General features: G+C 34.2%; 22 protein-coding genes and 1 pseudogene. 4 read left to right on the top strand and 19 right to left on the bottom strand.

All coding sequences use genetic code 11. The features are described 5' to 3' along the window. Nucleotides 1-1,259 precede the first annotated feature (1,259 nt). The 5 genes from AC6CHV_RS08005 to AC6CHV_RS07985 form a co-directional block, all read right to left on the bottom strand. Nucleotides 1,260-1,598: an NAD(P)H-binding protein gene (locus AC6CHV_RS08005; RefSeq protein ID WP_498078621.1), complete on the bottom strand. Its 339-nt coding sequence runs from the start codon at nt 1,596-1,598 to the stop codon at nt 1,260-1,262. A 529-nt stretch (nt 1,599-2,127) separates the two neighbouring features. Further along, nucleotides 2,128-2,388: a hypothetical protein gene (locus AC6CHV_RS08000; protein WP_498078620.1), complete on the bottom strand. Its 261-nt coding sequence runs from the start codon at nt 2,386-2,388 to the stop codon at nt 2,128-2,130. A 69-nt stretch (nt 2,389-2,457) separates the two neighbouring features. Next, complete coding sequence (locus AC6CHV_RS07995) at nt 2,458-2,736, bottom strand: hypothetical protein (protein ID WP_498078619.1); 279 nt, start codon at nt 2,734-2,736, stop codon at nt 2,458-2,460. A gap of 374 nt (nt 2,737-3,110) precedes the next feature. After that, a complete protein-coding gene (locus AC6CHV_RS07990; protein WP_498078618.1) occupies nt 3,111-3,701 on the bottom strand; it encodes a molybdopterin-dependent oxidoreductase in 591 nt (196 codons plus the stop codon). Nucleotides 3,702-4,175: 474 nt separating this feature from the next. After that, on the bottom strand, nt 4,176-5,027 hold the full coding sequence (locus AC6CHV_RS07985) for an MmyB family transcriptional regulator (RefSeq protein WP_498078617.1): 852 nt from the start codon (nt 5,025-5,027) through the stop codon (nt 4,176-4,178). A gap of 119 nt (nt 5,028-5,146) precedes the next feature. Between AC6CHV_RS07985 and fabF the strand changes: the two genes are divergently transcribed. The 3 genes and pseudogenes from fabF to ptsP all read left to right on the top strand — a co-directional run bounded on the left by fabF (nt 5,147) and on the right by ptsP (nt 8,966). Continuing rightward, nucleotides 5,147-6,382: a beta-ketoacyl-ACP synthase II gene (gene fabF / locus AC6CHV_RS07980; RefSeq protein ID WP_498078616.1), complete on the top strand. Its 1,236-nt coding sequence runs from the start codon at nt 5,147-5,149 to the stop codon at nt 6,380-6,382. Nucleotides 6,383-6,980: 598 nt separating this feature from the next. Further along, nucleotides 6,981-7,247 (top strand): annotated as a pseudogene (locus AC6CHV_RS07975) (phosphocarrier protein HPr). Next, the gene (gene ptsP, locus AC6CHV_RS07970) at nt 7,248-8,966 is read left to right on the top strand and encodes a phosphoenolpyruvate--protein phosphotransferase (RefSeq protein WP_498078615.1); all 1,719 of its coding nucleotides are present in this window, start codon (nt 7,248-7,250) and stop codon (nt 8,964-8,966) included. 285 nt (nt 8,967-9,251) lie between these two features. Here the strand turns inward: ptsP and AC6CHV_RS07965 are convergent, their stop codons facing one another. The 9 genes from AC6CHV_RS07965 to AC6CHV_RS07925 all read right to left on the bottom strand — a co-directional run bounded on the left by AC6CHV_RS07965 (nt 9,252) and on the right by AC6CHV_RS07925 (nt 14,709). Further along, nucleotides 9,252-9,443 (bottom strand): hypothetical protein, encoded by a 192-nt coding sequence (locus tag AC6CHV_RS07965; RefSeq protein WP_498078614.1) that lies wholly within the window; start codon nt 9,441-9,443, stop codon nt 9,252-9,254. 584 nt (nt 9,444-10,027) lie between these two features. Next, nucleotides 10,028-10,201 carry a hypothetical protein gene (locus tag AC6CHV_RS07960; RefSeq protein ID WP_498078613.1) on the bottom strand — a complete coding sequence of 58 codons (174 nt, stop codon included), beginning with the start codon at nt 10,199-10,201 and terminating at the stop codon, nt 10,028-10,030. Further along, on the bottom strand, nt 10,198-11,373 hold the full coding sequence (locus AC6CHV_RS07955) for a hypothetical protein (RefSeq protein ID WP_498078612.1): 1,176 nt from the start codon (nt 11,371-11,373) through the stop codon (nt 10,198-10,200). The genes AC6CHV_RS07960 and AC6CHV_RS07955 overlap by 4 nt, the downstream gene beginning before the upstream one ends. A 66-nt stretch (nt 11,374-11,439) precedes the next feature. Next, on the bottom strand, nt 11,440-12,057 hold the full coding sequence (locus AC6CHV_RS07950; protein WP_498078611.1) for a hypothetical protein: 618 nt from the start codon (nt 12,055-12,057) through the stop codon (nt 11,440-11,442). Nucleotides 12,058-12,586: 529 nt separating this feature from the next. Further along, nucleotides 12,587-12,868, bottom strand: coding sequence for a hypothetical protein (locus AC6CHV_RS07945; protein WP_498078610.1), 282 nt, complete (start codon nt 12,866-12,868; stop codon nt 12,587-12,589). A gap of 72 nt (nt 12,869-12,940) precedes the next feature. Further along, nucleotides 12,941-13,225 (bottom strand): hypothetical protein, encoded by a 285-nt coding sequence (locus tag AC6CHV_RS07940; RefSeq protein ID WP_498078609.1) that lies wholly within the window; start codon nt 13,223-13,225, stop codon nt 12,941-12,943. Between the two features lie 335 nt (nt 13,226-13,560). Continuing rightward, entirely contained in the window at nt 13,561-14,127 is a 567-nt protein-coding gene (locus tag AC6CHV_RS07935) for a hypothetical protein (protein WP_498078608.1), read from the bottom strand. Then, nucleotides 14,124-14,510 (bottom strand): hypothetical protein, encoded by a 387-nt coding sequence (locus AC6CHV_RS07930; RefSeq protein WP_498078607.1) that lies wholly within the window; start codon nt 14,508-14,510, stop codon nt 14,124-14,126. The genes AC6CHV_RS07935 and AC6CHV_RS07930 overlap by 4 nt, the downstream gene beginning before the upstream one ends. Nucleotides 14,511-14,523: 13 nt before the next feature. Next, entirely contained in the window at nt 14,524-14,709 is a 186-nt protein-coding gene (locus AC6CHV_RS07925; RefSeq protein WP_498078606.1) for a hypothetical protein, read from the bottom strand. Between the two features lie 302 nt (nt 14,710-15,011). Between AC6CHV_RS07925 and AC6CHV_RS07920 the strand changes: the two genes are divergently transcribed. Continuing rightward, entirely contained in the window at nt 15,012-15,452 is a 441-nt protein-coding gene (locus AC6CHV_RS07920; protein WP_498078605.1) for a helix-turn-helix domain-containing protein, read from the top strand. Between the two features lie 185 nt (nt 15,453-15,637). Here AC6CHV_RS07920 and AC6CHV_RS07915 read toward each other — a convergent pair whose 3' ends face one another. The 5 genes from AC6CHV_RS07915 to AC6CHV_RS07895 all read right to left on the bottom strand — a co-directional run bounded on the left by AC6CHV_RS07915 (nt 15,638) and on the right by AC6CHV_RS07895 (nt 20,523). Next, on the bottom strand, nt 15,638-16,489 hold the full coding sequence (locus AC6CHV_RS07915; protein ID WP_498078604.1) for a polysaccharide deacetylase family protein: 852 nt from the start codon (nt 16,487-16,489) through the stop codon (nt 15,638-15,640). Beyond that, complete coding sequence (locus AC6CHV_RS07910) at nt 16,482-17,264, bottom strand: glucose 1-dehydrogenase (RefSeq protein ID WP_498078603.1); 783 nt, start codon at nt 17,262-17,264, stop codon at nt 16,482-16,484. The genes AC6CHV_RS07915 and AC6CHV_RS07910 overlap by 8 nt, the downstream gene beginning before the upstream one ends. A 64-nt stretch (nt 17,265-17,328) precedes the next feature. Next, on the bottom strand, nt 17,329-18,498 hold the full coding sequence (locus AC6CHV_RS07905) for an amidohydrolase (RefSeq protein WP_498078602.1): 1,170 nt from the start codon (nt 18,496-18,498) through the stop codon (nt 17,329-17,331). 38 nt (nt 18,499-18,536) lie between these two features. Next, a complete protein-coding gene (locus tag AC6CHV_RS07900) occupies nt 18,537-19,529 on the bottom strand; it encodes a dipeptide ABC transporter ATP-binding protein (RefSeq protein WP_498078601.1) in 993 nt (330 codons plus the stop codon). Further along, nucleotides 19,513-20,523, bottom strand: a complete 1,011-nt coding sequence (locus AC6CHV_RS07895) for an oligopeptide/dipeptide ABC transporter ATP-binding protein (RefSeq protein ID WP_498078600.1) — start codon at nt 20,521-20,523, stop codon at nt 19,513-19,515. Before AC6CHV_RS07895 ends, AC6CHV_RS07900 begins: the two co-directional genes overlap by 17 nt. Nucleotides 20,524-20,531: the final 8 nt, after the last annotated feature.

Raw genomic sequence — 20,531 nt, 5'->3', positions numbered from 1 at the left:
ACCCACTTCCTTTTTACTTTCTAAAGGTAATTTAATCTTAAAAAATATACCGCTTTCAAACCATAAAAAGTACAACTGATTTTGTCTCACATTCCCTCGCTAAAACTTTTTAGTAGTTTATTCGCATATTTTATCCTTGATGTTATTAAATATGAGGCATGATCAACACCAGACATAACTTCATTCAACATTGTGAACAAATTCTAGGACTGGTTTAAGATATCGTCTAGGTCTTTGGCTCGCAATTTTTCTTTTCCAATCCTTAACATAAGGACCACTTCTTGCTCATCACTGATTATTAATATCTTCTTCACAGCATTTGAATCAAAATCCTAATAGCAGGGACAGGTTTCCCATCTTTTTTCTTCGCAACAAGCATAAATATCTTTTCAAAGGAAGATACATTCATGTATCTTCCTTTGAAACACTTCACACCTAGTTTAAATAATGGAATATATATTTAATCTCATGATCATCCCCTTGTTTGTTTAGGAATCCTACATCATGAGGCCTTGGTTAATTTTTGGAGCGTGCTTATAAGCACTATTTTTATTACGTACATTGGAATAATTCTTTTTGATGTGTTATAAAAATTAACATTTATTGCTAAAATTAATCAAACTACTCACCCCCTTTTAAAATTTTTATATACAAAAAAAAGCAACCTTTGGATAATGTTAAAGAAAGCATACATAAAATATGACTTACTATCGATCACAAAGATTGCTTGTTGTTTGCAGAGTGAGCGGCAAACCGAATATAAGGTTGGAAAATCAGGAAAAAAGTTGCCTTTTTATCCAAATAAATAAAAAAACTTGTCTCAAGAAGAACAAGCTTTCTTTATTAATAAAACCCTTTCATTTTGAGGAAGTTGGTATTGTCGTGATAAAGGATTCCTTTACCTCTTTATTATTAATACTTTTATATATTTTTGGAGTGTTTATTCCAATCCTTTAAATTAATCTTAACAATACTTTTCTGGATTGTCTAATCCAATTTTTGGACCACCTAAAAACTCCTCAAAGTAAAAGATTTTATATTACTAGTTTATAATTCATTATTGTAAAAACTATTATCCATCTTCACCATCTTTTCTTAATGGGCATTACCCCAGAAGTTCTTCATGTAATTAATGCCCAATAAAAGGTACAATCTTTTATTGAAAAATGTGGACAAACTATTAGCTGGTTTATTTTATATACAACATTCCACAAACATAAATTCAGCTTTTGACACAAGCAATAATGTAAGAGATGTTATTAGTAGGTGATACTTACCCGTGATTTTATATAATCACTTGCTTTTAACTGTTTAAATGTAAATTCTGCTGTATCCAATACATTTATTTTTATTCCATCCACTAGCAAAAAATCACGTTTCACTCGATATACACCTAATCTTTCTCTATAAGATAAATACGTTGGACATACAATGATCCATACGAGTGTTGATTGTTTAAACATTTCATACACCTTATTGTGCTCTTTCGCTGCAAGGGTTGACCTCTGCTTTGATTCACTTAATTGATAACGCAGAAAATTGGGCTTGTCTCTACTTTGCAGAATACTTGCAGTTCCTATTGTTATTATTCGTTTCATACCTTCGTTTTCCATCGCTTCGTAATAAGTGGCATACTATGTGATAGAGTGATTGTGCCAGCAGTATTTAGTGCACTAATAACTATAATCAATTCCATGCATTGCACGTACTATTTAAAACATTCCTTTGAATAATGGTTAAATTTTCACTATTTATTTGAATCTTTTCTGGAGTGCGGATTAATACAGTAACATGATGTCTTTTCATGAGGGCATATGTTACTATTTGACTTCAAACTCGTCCAGGCACCTAAAATCAGAATATTCAAAAGTAAAATCCTGTTATTTCGTCTATCTTATTGTTAGATTTGGAATTGTTTGTACAGTTTTGCTTTTTTTTCAAATAGTTTCTTTATTGCTTGAAATGAAGGGCTCAGACTCATTGTCAGACTTCTTTGAAGAATAGGAAGCAGAAAAGTACCTGTCCAGAAATTTATCTAAAATAATGTGCAAGGCATTAGGAAAAAAAGGTAGAGAATATCATACTTCCCTACTTTAAAAGAGTAATTGTATAAAAAATTTATAATTCCTATCCATCATAAACTTCTCTTTTTTTCTCATCTTCCTCGAATATGTCGTCGGTAACTTTTTCAATTTGAATATTTGTAGTGCGGATAAAATTTATGGTTTCGTGCTCTACATCCAACTGCTGGACAATACCTACCATGGTTGGATATTTTTGAATATGCTCTTCAAAGCATGTTTGAAAGTCTTCGCCCGCAACATGGATCTCCCTCGTAGGAGCACCCATTTGATTTTCGTCTATATATGTAATAATAAATTCTTTCATAATAACCTCCAAGAAAACAAATTTTTTAATTAGGTAAAGCTCGGAAAATACAGATGCACGTAGGAGATCTTATTGTTCATTTATATCCAATCCAGATAACTTTAAAGAAAGTTCATCTAACACTAAAAATACACAACCAAAAACAGTTCTGTAATCGATATAGTCTCCCATAACTTCAACATTAATCTCAATAATATTCCTTTTATTATGTATATATTTTTCTTCAATTTGATTAAAATTAATACTTATAACTGATACACTAATTTCCTCTAAGGATTTTTTTAGCTCTCTTTCAAATATTGAATTAATAAAGTTTTCCCTGAAGAAAATACGAATAGTAAAGTTCATTTTAGATCCTCTTTCTACAAATGGTTTGTCAAATTTGCCTTACTTAACCTTTTTAATACTTCTGTATCTTTTATCTCATTTAACTTATTCAACTGAACTTTATTGTAGCGAATAAAAAAAGCGATCCTTTAAGTATCGCTTTTTACATTATTGCCACGTTTGTGAACTAAATGTGGGGTTTTTTTCATCTTCTGTATTAGCCTTTTCTAACAATGAAAAGAGAACCTCAATAAAAGATAGATACTCGGTCTTTTCTTTGTGTTCTCGTTTTTATCGTTCATTCCATTAATTTGAATTGTTAAAAAAAATGGCCATAATTTTTTATTCGAAGCAAAAATTTCAGGTGCTTTCTACCATCTCTTAGTTGGCCAGTATTAACGGTACCGTTCCTCTTTAAATGGATTGGCTGTCATGGAATAGCCACGCTCTTCCCAAAAGCCAGCCTCGTCTTCTATCATAAACTCAATCCCAGAAACCCACTTTGTGCCTTTCCATAGATAAAATACTTCTGGTGGAATAAACCTTAGTGGATATCCGTGTTTTGGATCTATATCATGCCAATCATGATTTTTATCCTTCCAACGGTATACAAACAAAGAATCGTCCTCTAATAAAAGTTCTAGCGGCAGGTTTGCAGAATAACCAAATCTGTCCCCATTGTAGTAACCGTAAATTTTAACGTACTCTACGCCTTCATTAATTTCAACAAACTTCAATAACTCTCTAAGTGCAATTCCTTCAAAAGTTGTATCAAATTTAGACCATGCGGTAACACAATGCATATTAACGCTTGATATGGTCTTTGGAAGTTCCATGATTTCCTTATAGGATAAGGACTTTTCATTCTTCACCTCACCAAAAAGTTTGAAATACCATGTGGTTTCATTGAACTCAGGAACATCCCCTGTGTGCAAAATTGGCCATTTTTCTGTTTCGAATTGGCCAGGTGGAAGCATATTTTCCATTTTACATCATCCCTTTTTCATCTTTACTGTAAATTAAACCAAAATTCTTTGTATAGTATGCTTTTAGAATAATGAAATCATACAGCAATGAAATCCATTATAGGTTTACCTAAAACTGGAACCAATATATTCCCATAAAATCATAATCCACTATCCTACATCATTATTTAGTTTAATTATTTCCATAAAAAAACGTTTATCCTCTTGGATCAACGCTCCTTGACAGTATAAGTTCCAATATTCATAATCCTATGTTTAGGATCAAGTAAAAAGGTCGCCTCCTACTATAAAAGGCGCCATATTGGAAAAACGTAATAGAAACCCGATTGCAAATTAGCTAATTTTTTAATTTACGCCATCTGCAAAATGAAAAAGTGGTCAAAAGGAATGTAAACTTAGCTCTTTTTTCCTATAAGGAATAGTTACTTCGTTAAATAATTTAGTTCATTATTCTAGTGTAAGGAAATTACTTAATTAGTTCTTCATTGAAACCCTATTCATTAATCGCTTTAGCTTATTTTCTGTATCTGTTTCCTCTACTGGTGTATAGACACTGCACCGTAAATCCATATCACCTTGAACCTGAAGAGAGGTTAAATTAAACAACATTTTACCTGCTTTTGCATGTCTGAATTCTATGATTAGTTCTGGAGCTTTACTTACTTGACTCTGTTGCCAGAAATTCTGAAATTCAGGATGGGCATCACTCATTTCCTCTATAAATTGGTTGTACCACTCATCTCCTAAATAGTGCCCATAATAGGTACGAAAAATCGCTAGAAATCCTTTCGCAAAATGTTCCCAATTAACGGCCAATGCTTTAAACTCTTTCCTCGCGAACACTAAACGAATTAAATTTCTTTCATCTTCTGGGATTTGTTTAAAATCTAAAAAAACAAGAGCCGCAGCAAGGTTCCAGCCTACAATATGACAATGCCGATCGGTAATAATCGTCGGACAATAGGTTAACTCAGCAAGGATTCTTTTTAAAGAAGGACTCAGTGCTGTTTGCAGATTCCCTGGATTGGTCATCTCTGATTTAGTCCCTAATGCGAGGTTATATAAATAATCGCGTTCATCATTATTTAATTGCAAAGCTGTAGCAATACAATCAAGGACGCTTGAAGATACTTTTATATCTCTCCCTTGTTCTAGCCATGTATACCAAGTCGTACTTACACCTGCTATTTGTGCAACCTCTTCCCGCCGTAATCCTGGTGTCCTTCGCCGGGTACCTGCAGACAAACCAATTGATTCTGGTTTAATTTGAGAACGCTTTGTTTTTAAAAATGTGGACAAAGATTCAAGTCTGGTTTTTTCATTCATTGTGCAAGCTCCTCATCATGACAATAATCTAGTAGTAATTATACTAGGATAAACTATCACTTGTAATAGGATAAATATATTGTAAAGTAATAATAAAATCTAAATGTGGAGGGATGAATATGGAAAGAGTTGTGATTACGGGAATGGGGATCATTTCTCCCATAGGGAACGACATCGAAACCTTTTGGAACAGTTTGATAAATGGTGTATCTGGAATCTCAGCTATCAGCACCTTTGATGTGACTGAACATAAAACGAAAATTGCAGGGATTGTAAAAGAATTTGATGCAGACAAGGCTGTAGGAAGGAAGCAAGCAAGGAGTTTGGATCGTTTTGCGCAATTTGCTTTGGATGCGGCAGAGCAAGCTTGGGTAGATTCTGGACTTGGCCAGAATTGTGTTGATAAAGAACGGCTAGGTGTCTATGTTGGTTCAGGTATAGGGGGGATTGAAACCTTAATACAAAATGTTGATGTCCTTAGAAAGAAGGGTCCAAGAAGAGTTAGCCCAATTTTAGTACCTGCCATAATGGCTAATGCTGCCGCAGCGCAAATTAGTATCAAGTGGAACGCAATGGGACCATCACTATCGCCTGTTTCTGCATGTGCCATTGGAAATACAGTGATTGGCGAAGCTTTTAGACTCATTCATAATGGAGAAGTCGACGTTATGTTTGCAGGTGGATCAGAGGCAGCGATAACAGACTTATCAATCGCAAGCTTTAGTAACGCAACGGCTTTATCAACTAGAAACGATGAGCCTACAAAAGCAAGTCGTCCGTTTGATGAAAAAAGAGATGGATTTGTGATGTCAGAGGGAGCTGGAATTCTAATCTTAGAATCTTTAACTCATGCTTTACGTAGAGAGGCAAAGATTTATGCAGAAGTTATTGGTTATGGGGCAAGTTCAGATGCACATCATATCGTTGCTACACATCCGGAAGGTAAAGGGGCCTATCTAGCAATGAGATCAGCTTTAAAAAATGCCAACATATCGCCTGAAGAAATTAATGTTATTAGTGCCCATGCAACAAGTACAAAAGTGGGAGACATCTCCGAAAGTATGGCAATTAAGCAATTGTTTGGCCAACAAGCCTATCAGATTCCAGTAACAGCTAACAAATCAATGCTTGGGCATATGCTTGGAGCAGCAGGCGGGGCAGAAGCAATTGCATTAGCGATGAGCCTAAAGGAGGACATCATTCCTCCAACCATTAACTTAGAAAATCCTGACCCATTATGTGATCTTGATTATGTACCCTCTACTGCTCGCCAAGTGAAATTAAATACGGGTTTATCTAACTCATTTGGTTTCGGAGGTCATAATGCAGCTATTGTTTTAAAGAAATACGAGTAAAATTAAACTTCCTCTTGTGAATCTAACCGTTTCTAGGTAACGGTTAGATTTTTTACGTTAAAAGGCCGATTGTTAAAAAGAAAGGGATGACAAACCATTCTCGGATCGTTAAATACTATAACCATCAAATTTTGATTTCCCCCAAAGATTGCTCTCTTCTCCATTACTACTAGAACGTAGTTAAATTAAAGCTGAAATAAATACTTTCATTATCCACTGCCAACTAATTATATCGGATGAAATATGGCCACTCTATCTTTTGTGTTATTTGTTTGTAAAAAATCACACATTCAAATAATAAAGATTGTAAGCGAAAGTCATTCTCTACAGGTTAGGCTGTAAATTCACGAGCTTATGAAGCAATTTTAAAAAAATATTTCTACATAAAGGGCATGAGTCAAGAGAGAGTAAAAGCTATGAAATAGGATTCCATCCTGGTTTTTATTGTTTTACTGGCTTATTCATGTCTTTATTTCTTGTGACTTTATATTAGAGCGTGCTGCTCTTCCCTTACATATCTACCGAAAATGAATAAATACTCAAGTAAACCATCTTACCTAGTACAGTTAATTCAAATAAATAATAAGGGGAAATGAACATGGCAGAAAAAACTTTTAAAATTTCAAGTGAGTCAGGTATTCATGAAAGACAAGCGATATTATTTGTACAGGCTGCTAGTAAACATAATTCAGATATGCAAATTGAACACAACGGGAAATCAGTAAACTTATAATCAATCATGGGTGTCATGTCTCTTGGCTTTGGACAAGGTGCTAGTATAAAAATAATTGTTCAAGGTTATGATGAGGCAGAAGCTATCGCAAACATTACAGAAATTATGACAAAAGAAGGACTTGGTGAATAAATGTCAAATATCATTAAAGGAATAGCTGCTTCTGCGGGAATTGCAATCGCAAAAAGTTTTCGTTTGGAGCATCCTGATTTAACTGTTGAAAAACAAACAATCAGTGATAAAGATGCTGAAATCAAACGCTTTGAGGAAGCGGTTCATCAATCAAAAGAAGAATTAGAAGTGATCAAGAATCGTGCAAATGAAGAACTGGGAGAAGACAAGGCAGCAATCTTTTCTGCCCATCTTCTAGTTTTAAGTGACCCAGAGCTTCTTAATCCAATAAAAGATAAAATTAAAGCTGAAAATGTAAATGCTGAATTTGCGTTGCAGGAGGTTGCAACCATGTTCATTAAAGTGTTTGAAGGAATGGAAAACGAATATATAGCAGAGCGCGCATCCGATATTCGAGATGTAACAAAACGTGTTTTAACACATTTATTAGGGGTTACCGTTTCAAATCCAAGCATGATTTCAGAAGAAGTGATTATTATTGCCGAGGATTTAACTCCTTCAGACACAGCTCAATTGAATAGAAAGTATGTAAAGGGCTTTACCACAGATATTGGCGGCCGTACTTCACACTCCGCTATTATGGCTAGATCCTTGGAAATTCCAGCTGTTGTTGGTACAAAAGCAGTTACTTCTGAAATTGAAAATGGTGTGATGGTCATTGTTGATGGACTTGATGGTGGTGTAATTATAAATCCTTCAGAAGAAGTTTTAGCTAAGTACCGTCAAAAGAAAGAGCAATATGAAGTGCAAAAAACTGAATGGGCTAAATTGAAAAATGAAGAAACCGTTACAAGTGATGATCAGCATGTAGAGCTTGCTGCTAATATCGGAACACCAGAGGATGTAAAAGGTGTACTAGATAATGGCGGAGAGGCGATTGGGCTCTATCGCACAGAATTCCTATATATGGGGCGTGACCAGCTTCCTTCAGAGGAAGAACAATTTAAATCCTATAAAACGGTTCTTGAAAAAATGGAAAGCAAGCCTGTTGTCGTTCGTACATTAGATATTGGTGGGGATAAAGAGCTTCCATATTTAAATCTTCCGAAAGAACTTAATCCGTTTTTAGGCTTTAGAGCGATTCGTCTTTGCTTAGAGGAACAGGATATTTTCCGTACTCAATTACGTGCTTTACTTCGTGCAAGCACATATGGAAATCTAAAGATAATGTTTCCAATGATTGCAACGCTTGATGAGTTTAGACAAGCAAAAGCCATATTATTTGATGAAAAAGAAAAACTTGTTGCAAACGGCACTACTGTATCGGATTCAATTGAAATAGGAATCATGGTTGAAATTCCGTCCACTGCCGTACTAGCTGACCAATTTGCTAAAGAAGTGGACTTCTTTAGCATAGGAACAAATGATTTGATTCAATATACCATGGCTGCTGACCGTTTAAATGAACGTGTGTCGTATCTTTATCAACCATATTCTCCTTCTATACTACGCCTCGTATCAATGGTTATTGAAGCAGCTCATAAAGAAGGTAAATGGGCAAGTATGTGTGGAGAAATGGCCGGCGACACGATTGCAATACCAATTCTTCTTGGTCTAGGATTAGATGAATTTAGTATGAGCGCAACTTCCATTTTACCTGCACGTACTCAAATAAAAAATCTTTCTAAGGCAGAAATCGCAAACTATAAAGAAAAGATTCTTTCAATGAGCACAACAGAAGAAGTCGTTGAGTTTGTAAAAGCAAACTTTTTGACATAAAAAAACGAGTCTAACTTTTTAGGGTTAGACTCGTTTTATATAATTTTTAAAAGGTTTATACAACTGTTTAGGGGTAGGGTCCTTTACGATGAAAAACTTCTGCTCTTACTTAATATGGCTTGAATCCTATTTTGAAATGCTAGTTTTTGACTTAAGGTGTTCTGGTACTACTCCCTAGTGATTATTTTCAATAAACCTGTCCCCGCTCAGCCTTTAAAACGTATCATTTCTTTTTCAGACTTAATCCAAGATTTTGTAGGCTCTATAGGTAACTGAAACGCTTGTTTAGTAATAGTTGATGTTTTTATATACCAGGCTTATAGTAAAAGTTATTACCTTCCTTATTGATACAAGGGATTGATCAATAGATGGTAGGAATGAAGAAACAATCTTTCTAATCACTTCCTTCATACGACTGTGTTCTTTTTCAGTTAAAACTCTTGTATAAACCAATGTCATTACTCTAACTTCGCCCATTTAGAAACATTCCTTTCTGATTGTAATAAAAAAAGAATGAACCTATCCTTTATATAAAGGACAAACTCATCCTTTACTACCAATGCTTAATTTCCATTCACCAATAATTTGTATATTTGCTTTAACACTACCTTCAAAGATTTTGAGCAAACAAAAAAAGCAACCTTTGGATAATAGTAAATAGGCATACATAAAGTATGTCTTACTATCAATCACAAAGATTGCTTGTTGTTTGCTGAGTAACCGCTAACCTAATCTTAGGTTGCAATAAAAAGATAAAAAAACTAATTTAAAACAATTATATCCTACTTCTATTCACTAGAAAAGTAGATAGAGTAATAAATCTTCCTTTTCATTAATAGATATGAATATATCCTTTTTTACTGGGAATAAAGAAAGTAGGAGCTGATATAAAACATGGGAAATATAATTAGATTGAGTTCAAAAACAAAGCCTATTAAATTTGAAGATAGGAAAAAGAAGATCCAAAAAGAAACAAAACAGATAAAGGATAAATTCGAGAAGTTAAAGAACAAACGAAAGGATCTTTTTGAATAAAAAAAGCCTAATACAGTCCGTTAGGACTATACTAAGGCTTTTTGTTTTTCTATTTCATTACTTTGTTTTCTTAATTTATTTAATCGTTCTTGAAGTTGTTTATATTCCTCTAGGGTCTCTTTTTTGTGGTCGGCTCTAATCTCATTTTGGGATTTAAATTGGACTATTCCTTCTCTTCTCCCCTTTGTATAAATGTTCATAAGTTTGCCGCCCCCTTTTGTTTATTTTGAATTTCCTGTGAGAGTAAAGATAACGCATGAATTAGTCTAAATACTTCTCTTGACTCTATTATACTATTTTCTAGTAATAACTTCCATGCTTTCTCGTCGGAAATATCAAAATGAAAGTTATAAACCCAAGTTTTGTTATGTCCCATTCTCATTTTATAGGATACTATTGCATGATTCTGGTAAGGTTCATTTACTACAGGGTCGCTCAAATCTTCATTGATAACCTTAACGCATCCCCAATCCTTATATACACTAGATTTTATAGGAATCTGTTTCGGTGTAGCCCCAGTAGTACCTACATCTTCTATACAATGTAGTACATCACCACGTTTTTCATACAAAGTAAAACCTGAAACTAAATTTAAATCTTTCGTTGTAAAGAGTTCGTTCTTCATTCGGAAGAGTATTGTATTTATATCTTTAATAAGATCAATTACATAGTCAACTCCGATTAACAGCTCGTCTCTTTTTTGAATTAAGCTTTTAATGAAGTCTTCATACTCTATCGTCATTTTCTTAAAAATTTCTTCTTTTTGTTTAATTTTTTCTTCCAATAGCAAATTCTTATCTTCTAGTTGTTTTTTTTCTAGTCGCATATATGAATCTAACTTACTATCGATCATCGTATATACCTTTTCAAATTCACTGCTGTTACTCAAGATAATGCCTACATAATCGTATAAACCTTTGAAATAAAAATCAGTTTTTTCATCTAAAAAGGCAGCTTTGAATAAGTCATACTCTTGTCTTCTAAATTTCATATATGCCCCAGTATGAAAATGACCGCTTTTAAATTGGAGTAACATAGGGAAATAGAAAATTAATGAAAAGGTATAACCAAGTAAATATCCAATTACAACAGATAGAGATAAGTTTATTCCTGTTGGTAGTAATAGACTAGGGCCTAGTGAAGCACTTAAAAAAGGAATAAATGCTAATACAAGGGTTGAACTAAATACACCTTGCAAACCAACTGTAATGGATTTAATTTTACCTAAATCTCTAAACGGGCTATTTAACAACCAAAAAAACCAGTTAATATATTTCTCATCAACGTAACTGCTCTTTAATACCTCTATTGCACCATCAAATACTTTTGATAAATCTAAAAGTCTACTATGGTAAAATTTTTGTTCACTCATTTACATCCCTCCTAATCTCATACATTATTTAGGCTGTTAAAACTTTTGTCTTAACAGCCTTAAATGTTATTTATTCTCTCTAATTGACTCTTCTATTGCTATCTCTTGTAAAATTCCTACGTATCTTTCGATTCTATCATTTTTATCATTAATTAGCGCTAATATAATTGACTTTACTAAAAACACTAAAGCACTAACCATCACGGTTATCACTAGTGCATATGTCAAAAATAAATTAATTGTAGTAAAATCCTCTCTAAGACCCATAACCACTATTGAACTCCAAATGGGAATAAAAAGACTAAAATTCAAACTAAGATTCATCTCTTTTTTCATCCCATATTCTTTTACCATACTAGCAAATTCTTTATACTGGCTTGAGTGATTAAATCCCTTTTTCCCTAGCCAATGTCGTACATCCTCTTTCAATTTTACTTCAGATAGTTTACTATTCAATTTGATTTTCTCGTCTCCAACTAAATAGAAAACACCAAATAGTATTAAAGTTGAAATAAACATAAAGATTGCTGTGGTATCATTTTTAGTAAAAATCCATGTTGCACACAATGAGACTACTATTACAGTCATGATTGTATGAAAGATCACAAATGGTTTTCCTAAAATTTGATATAACTTTTTCGTCTTCCTCTTCTTTAATAAATAATCTAAAAACTCTTGAATCATATTATCCCCCCGAATGATAAGTTTTTTAATTCTCAAAGTAATGTAGAATTAATAAAAGCATCTTCCATAGAAACAATGCTAGTCTTTACTCCTAATTACTCATACGAAATTAACAATATAAACATCCCCTTTCGCTTTTACAAAAAAAAACGAACTCTGGGACGATTGATAGCACAAAAGGTGTCTAAAAAAGACATACTTAATGTGTGCTTCACATCAAACCAAAGTTCGCTATTGTTTATTAAGTCACCGCTAACCTACATCAAAGGTTGCCAAAACAACAAAAATAAAATCATTATAACTTAATTATAACGTGTATTACTATTGAAATAAACCATTAATTACTCAAAGTCACGCTGTATTATATTAATAGGATCAATGTTTGGCTTAGAACAAGCTTCAAATATTTTCCATTTAATAGTACTTGTTTCCTTTTTTTAAGTAAAATTATTCAAAAACAAGAAGAAATCTATAATTAATTGGTAAAAATAACAAACACTCTACTCTCAGAGTGTTTGTTACATGATATTTATTTTTGTTCTAATTTATCTAATAAATCATGTATTTTATTATCATAATATAGCACTTCTTTACTACTAGTTGCATTCTGTAGATGCACGATTAATTCTTGATATTCATTCTTAATCTCTTTAGACATAGCCATTTTGGGGATGGGACTTTCTTTTTCTATCTGATCAAGTAGTTCATGCATTTGATTGGAGTAATATCTCACTTCATCAGGAGAAGTAGCTGCGAGCATATTTTCTTTAAGTTCTGTAAAAACTTTTCTCTGGTCCTCAGTGAATAGCATAAAATCGAGCACCTCCAGTCTTTTATTAAATTTTATCACTTATTTGAGTGATTTAGAAGGAGATTTGCCTCTTTAAGCTCCTAAATCCAAAGAGATTGCTTCGAAAACTTCGTTCATGATTTTATCTAATAATAGGTAGCTATAAAGAGAATGGATAGACTCATACTGATTTCGTTTTATATTTAATATGCATATATCCTCCATTTCCCATTTGCTACTAGAAAATTTCTTTTTCAAGGTTATTTTACAATCAAAAGATTCAAAAGATGATGGGGTAAACATACCTGAGATTATCATTACAGTCGTTTTTTTCAATTCATCAGTGTAATAAGATTGGAGCTGTGGGTTCATGATCATGACAGGATACCTCATTCCATAGTAAGAGTATTACTACGTTATATGATGGTTAACCGTGTTGTATGACTATAACCTAGATATATATTTTTTTACCTGCTTAAAGAAGAAACGGTAAATTTTAATGCTTTATTCTGAGAGGTTTATTTTATGCGGGTAATATTTCGGAAAATACCTCGTAATACTAACAGCATTTGATATAAAAACTTGTATATTTTAGAGTAATACCGTCGGAATTTTTGGTACATAATTTAAAAATTTCCCGCATATCCGTGGTAATGGAAAACGATATACATCAGTTTACTGGTTTTCCATTGCAAAACTCTTTCCTTACAATTTTAAATTTTATCTAAAATATTCTTTACCGCGTTTTTAGTTGTTCCTCGTTGATATTCAATTAAGAAATCTACAAGGATTAGCTCTAATAATGATTCCAATTGAAAGGTGTGGGTAGGATACAAATTGGCCAGGTCGGAAAGAACAACTTCCCCTCTCAATGCATCTCTTCTCTCCAATCTAATTCTCACATTGGATAAATCATCGGATTCTTCATAAAAAGTATCTTCTTTTTGGTGGATCTCCACTTTATTTTGATTCCTTACTTGTAATCTTTTATACAAAGCATCGAAATTATCCTCTTTTCTTACCACATTTAGAAAGTCGGAAAACAACACACTCCCTAAATCGGAAAGATGAAACTTTTTCTCTAGTTCACCAATTATCGTAATATCCTCACACAATACATTTGCTCTTACAATGAGTTGAGTAGGTAATTGTATTGTTAGGTACACATGCTTGGTACTCAATAGAATTTGTAGCGCTCTATCTAAGAAACTCTTATTCTGTAGTTTAGCCAATTCCTCTTGAATTAAATCGAGCCTGCTATATGTTCTTGGTAAACTCATACTTGAATCCCCCTTTGTTCTTTTAGGATATTAATAAGAACTCTGTGTGCAGCCTTACGAACACTACAATTCCAGTCAACAGATAAATGAACAAGTTTCTCATAAGTTGGCTGTTCCAACTTCACATGAACAAATTCAAAGTCCTTTGAATAATGAGTCCTTGGCGCAAATTGAATGTAATCCTTTGATACACCTTCGGTTACTAATCTACTTGCATATTGAGTAATACTGAGTCTTTCACAAAATCCCAATATCCTCAGTGCCTTTTTTTGTTCTGATGAAACTGAGACCTTTATATCTGTCTTAGCATCATTTCTTTTCTTTCTCTTCCTCTCAGACTGTAAAATAACAGATTTTGAGAACATAGGATTCAAATTACCCATTCCTAACTCCCCCCTACAATCGAATTTGAATAACTCCTTCTTTGTTGCTTCGATAAACGGGCAAACTCTCACGTCTACTTTCCTTTTCAATAAGTCCTTTTATAAATTTTGAAAAATTTTCTTTGCTCGAAGCATATTCAAACAACTTCTGTTCATCAGGATTTGCAAGATTAAATTTTATGCTTTTGATTTTATTCATTTAAATTTACCCCTTTGTTTTCCCTTTACGATACATTCATATGAGCGCCAATCTGCTAATATTCCATAATTCAGCCCTAAATTTCGGGCCTGTTTTCCGAACAAAAAAATAGACTTCCCTCAAAAAGAAGGAAGTCTATTTCGTTTCAAAGAATATATATATTAATTAACCGAGTTTTCGGCCATCACGTATATCATCACGGATCTTATCTGAATTAGATTTTTTAAAACACATCACAGTAAAAACCCCTTTCTATCGCTGCTTGTTAATCATTCTGTACGGATTTAGGAGGTTTTAAACGTATGACTATTGAGGAAAAAGTAACATATACCATAACTGTCAATAAGGAAGCTTCACAAGAAATCGAGCAATTGGTGAATTATCTCAACGTAGAATCTAAATATGAATATAATGAGGGAAACCTTACAACTGCAGAAGACATAATTAAAGCGGGATTATATAAGTATTTGACTATCTATAACGCAACAAAAAATGTGAAATCAATAGCGGGTTATCTGGCCAATCCAGGAAGAGATTTTACGTTAAAAAATAGATTTAATGAGGTAAGAAAACAGAAGAAAATGTCTCAAGCTAACATTCAAAGAGAGACTGGTATTTCGAAATCAAATTTATCGGAGATTCTAAAAAATAATCACCAACCAAGCTTGGAGAACTTCCTAAAAATATGGTTTGTTTTAGGCTGTCCCCCATTAGAAGAAGTACTTTATTTAGAAAAAAATTAAAAAGCTAATATTGAAGAATTAAAACCTTATCACCAACCCTATATTCAGAGCAAAGATAGGTAGTATAGCCAGCGTATAATATGAATGTTAATTTGAAAAGGGATAGTTAGCATTTACTAACTATCCCTTATGTATTATGGTATTGCAAATATATGATGGTTTGTGAGGGATAAAGTATTGCACTACTATTCGGGTCTGTAATTTCCGTATTGGGTACCGTTCAGAAATGATTCAGCGATGGTGTCCATTCTTGAAAACTCTAACCCCATATTCATTAGACTATCTATCCATTGTTCAAGTCCTAATAGTCTATGTCCTCTTCCTATTACCTGTGGATGACAAGTAACAACTAGGACCCCATTATTAAAATCCCGCAACATGTATTCGACATCACCTGTCCAATTTGTAAACATCTCAGCAGGTGTTTTCAGCCCTGGAAATAGGGCGTTTTCGGTTTTTAGATATTCAAAATAAATATAGTCATCTAGTGACCAAGAAACTGGAATTTCAACTACCCTAGATTCTCTGCCAAACCTTGAAGCTTTCTGTTTAAAATGTTCATCTCCAATTCTACTAAAATAGACAGAGTAGTCATTTCCCATTTGGCTACTATCGTAAAAAATACCAAGTTTTTCTAAATTGGCGATTGTACGTGAGGAAACATCCCAAGCAGGAGAACGAAATCCCTTTGGCTTGACCCCAGTTAGTGATTTAACTGATTCTATGGACTTTTCGAAAATTCCCCACTCTTCTTCGTCACTTAAAACGTTAAAATTTTCATGGGCATACCCATGTAAAGCTATCTCATGTCCATTCTTCAAAATCATATTGCATATTTCTGGATAATTATCGATTGTGTGTCCTGGTATAAACCAGGTACATTTTATATTTCTTTTAGCTAACATATGAAGGATTCTCGGAACAGCAACAGCACCAAACTCCCCACGTGAAATGGAAGTCATTGTATTCATATTACGTTGAAGCCACAATGAAATAGCATCAAAGTCAAATGTTAGACAAATTGTTCCTTTATTCATAGCGTCCACCTTTATTTTGAGTTCTACCTACTGACCGCCCACCATCTATTACAAACTCGGCCCCTGTGGTATAACTAGACGAATCAGATGCCAGAAATAATACAGTTTCTGCAACCTCCTCTGGTGTCCCAATTCTTCCTAATGGAACCCCTAATGACTGCTGCTGTTCATCGGTTTTATCAACTTCTCCTCTATATTTCATCATATCTGTATCAATAAACCCAGGGTAAATGGAGTTAGCCCTGATATTGTACGCTGCATATTCAATTGAAGCATGTTTTGTTAAACTCCTAATTGCACCTTTACTAGTTCCATATAATGATACTCCCATAGACCCTGCCAAACCAGCTGTCGAGGAATTATTTATAATCGAACCACTCTTTTGTTTCATCATGATAGGTATTACATGTTTCAACCCAAGAAATGTTCCAGCAACATTAATGCTCATCAGTCGATCCCACTCTTCAAGTGTTGTATCAACTAAGGGTTTGATTAGAAACATACCAGCATTATTAAAAAGAATATCAATTTGCCCAAAGGTGTTTACTGTTGTTTCAACAACATTTACCCATTCACTTTCTAAACCAATGTTATGCTTAATATATCGTGCATTACCCCCGAGTTCTTCTATCTCCTTAAGAGTGTTTAGCCCCGTTTCTTCATTAATATCGGTAATTACAACATTTGCGCCCTCCTTTGCAAATAAAAGCGCTGTTGCTCTCCCAATTCCATTACCTGCACCTGTAATAATAGCTGTTTTATTAGGTAACCGCATAAGTCCTCCTTAGTCTTCATATCTCTAAATTTTTCACCTAAAGTGTAATTCATTAGAAACTTGTTTACTTATTTTCCATTAGAATGGATAAGAAGAATTTAGCGCTCGTTAAAATTGAACGCTCATCTACATCAAACTTTGGATGATGTTGAGGATAATCAGCTCCAATATCACTATTTCCACCGCCAATAAAGACAAATGCACCTGGGACTACTTTAAGGTAATATGCGAAGTCTTCCATACCCATAGATCGTGGGGGATATTTAACATTTTCATTACCAACTAGATTGATTGCTATATTTTTAGCTTTTTCAAGATGTTCCGGGTGATTGTATAATGAAGGGTATCCACGTTCATAATTGACAATCGCATCTGCTCCTGCTCCTGCAGATGTCGTTTTTGCTATTTGAGTGATATATTTTTCAATGTCATTTCTAACATCTTCATCAAAGGTTCTAACTGTTCCGGATAGATTTGCCCTATTTGCTATTACATTGAACGCATCGCCAGAACGGAAAGTTCCGACTGTGACAACGGCAGATTTATTTGGGTCAATCCTTCTACTAACGATATTTTGAAGATTGCTGACTACTTGCGCGCCCACAACTAAAGCATCAATAGTAGCCTGTGGCTTCGCACCATGTCCACCCTTACCTCTGATCTCGATTTCAAATTTATCCCCAGCTGCCATGGCATTTCCTTCAATAATTCCAATAGTTCCAACAGGTAGGGATGACCAAACATGTACACCATAGATAGCATCAACACCATCCAAGCAGCCATCCTCAATCATCGATTTTGCCCCTCCAGGAATTTGTTCTTCTGCAAACTGATGAATAAATATAACAGTTCCATTAATGGAATCTCTTACTTCACTTAAAATTTTCGCAACACCTAGTAAGCTAGCTGTATGTATATCATGACCACATGCATGCATAACTCCTGGAATTTGGGACTTGTATTCTACTTCTTTCTCATCTTGTATTGGGAGCGCGTCGAAGTCAGCACGGAAAGCAATTGTTTTACCAGGCTTTCCACCTACTAGTTTCCCTACAACTCCTCTTCCACCTACTTGAGTACGAACTTCAATTCCAAGACTAATTAAAAAATCTGCTATCTTTTGAGGAGTTTTAACCTCTTCAAATGAGAGCTCTGGGTTCATATGTAAATCCCTTCGAAATTCTACCAATTCAGGATAGATTTCTTCTAGTCTTGAAAATAATCTATTTAACATCTAGACACTCCCTCTAATTTGATTAAATACATTTTGTCTTATTCATACAAATGGCAAGCAACAGAATGGTTATTATCAACCTTTTTCAATATTGGCATTTCACTTTTACATCTATCCATCGCATAGGGACACCGAGTGTGAAATTTACAGCCTGAAGGCGGGTTGATAGGCGATGGGATATCTCCTTTTAAAATAATTCGTTCACGCTTAAACTCTGGATTAGGAACAGGGATAGAAGATAATAAGGCCTTCGTATATGGGTGGAGAGGGCTAGAGAATAATTCATCAGTTGAGGACAACTCTACCAACTCTCCCAAATACATAACTCCAATTTGGTCAGATATGTGCCTGACTACACTTAAATCATGCGCAATAAAAATATAGGATAGATTATATTGCTCTTGTAATTCTTCCAATAAATTAATAACTTGAGACTGAATGGATACATCTAATGCAGAAACAGGCTCATCACAAATTAGGATTTCAGGGTTTAATGCCAAAGCTCTTGCGATACCAATTCTTTGACGCTGTCCCCCCGAGAATTCATGAGGATATTTATAATACTGGTCTTCTCTTAATCCGACTTTATATAACAACTCCATTGCTCTTTCGGTTCGTTCCTTTTGGTTATATAATTTGTGGATTTTCATAGGTTCCTCAATCGCGCGTCCTATCCTTTGTTTGGGATTTATAGAACTATGCGGATCCTGAAAGACCATTTGCATTTTACTGCGCATTAAATGAAATTCTTTTGGTTTCAGTTGAAAGATGTCTCTGCCCTTATATATGGCCTGACCCGCTGTTGGCTCCGTCAGACGTAAAATAGTACGCCCTGTTGTACTTTTGCCACAGCCTGACTCCCCAACTAAACCTAATGTTTCATTTTGGTGTAATGTAAATTCAACATTGTTAACAGCTTGCACATATCCCTGAACTTTCCCTAGATTTGAGGTAATGGGAAAATACTTTTTTAAGCCCTTTACTTCTAAAAGAGGATTGTTATCAATTGTTTCGCTATACGTAGATTGCATTATCTCCATCCTCCTTCAATATTGTTTCGTAATTCCAGCATCTGACCTTTTGTCCATTACCTACTTCTGTTAAATCTGGGAATTTGCTATAACATATCTCAGTTGCAAATTCACATCTTGGGGCAAAACGACATCCTTTGGGGACATCCTGTAGAGAAGGAACAACTCCTTTTATTACATTTAGTTTCTTTGAACGATCTCCATCCAATTTTGGCACAGACTTTATTAATCCCTTCGTATAAGGATGAAGAGGTTGTTTAAATATTGTTTTCACCTCAGCCTCTTCAATGATTTGACCTAAATACATTACAATGACACGGGTGCAAACCTCAGCAACTACTCCCAAATCATGCGTGATTAATATGACACCCATATTCAATTCTTTTCTGAGATTCTGAATTAGGTCTAAAATTTGAGCTTGGATGGTTACGTCAAGGGCTGTTGTTGGCTCATCAGCTATGAGAAGCTGTGGTTTACAAGATAACGCTAATGCAATCATAGCGCGTTGCCTCATACCACCTGATAGTTCATGTGGGTACTCATGGACTCGTTTTTCTGGAGATGGGATACCTGTTAAACTTAATATCTCAACAGCCCTGTTATACGCTTCTTTTTTCCCTACTTTCTGGTGAATCATTATTGCTTCTGCAATTTGATTTCCTATTGTAAAAACGGGATTTAAAGAACTCATAGGATCTTGAAATATCATCGATATTTCATTTCCACGGATTTTTCTCATTTTGTCATCTGAATACTTTAATAAATTTTCCCCTTTATAAAGTATTTCCCCTTCATACGTGGTGGTCCTTTCGTTCAAAAGCTTCAATATAGATTCAGATGTAACACTTTTTCCACATCCTGATTCACCAACAAGCCCAACCATTTCTCCGGAATTAACATGAAAAGTTACATCGTCGACAGCAGTGACTGTACCCTTTTCAGTAGAAAACTGTGTTCTAAGTTTATTTAAAAGTAATAATGGTTCCTTGCTCAAATGTAATC

The sequence above is a fragment of the Ferdinandcohnia sp. GQ5 genome (assembly GCF_059759275.1).
The sequence above is the reverse complement of the archived record's forward strand: the minus strand, read 5'-3'. Positions and strand labels throughout refer to the sequence as shown.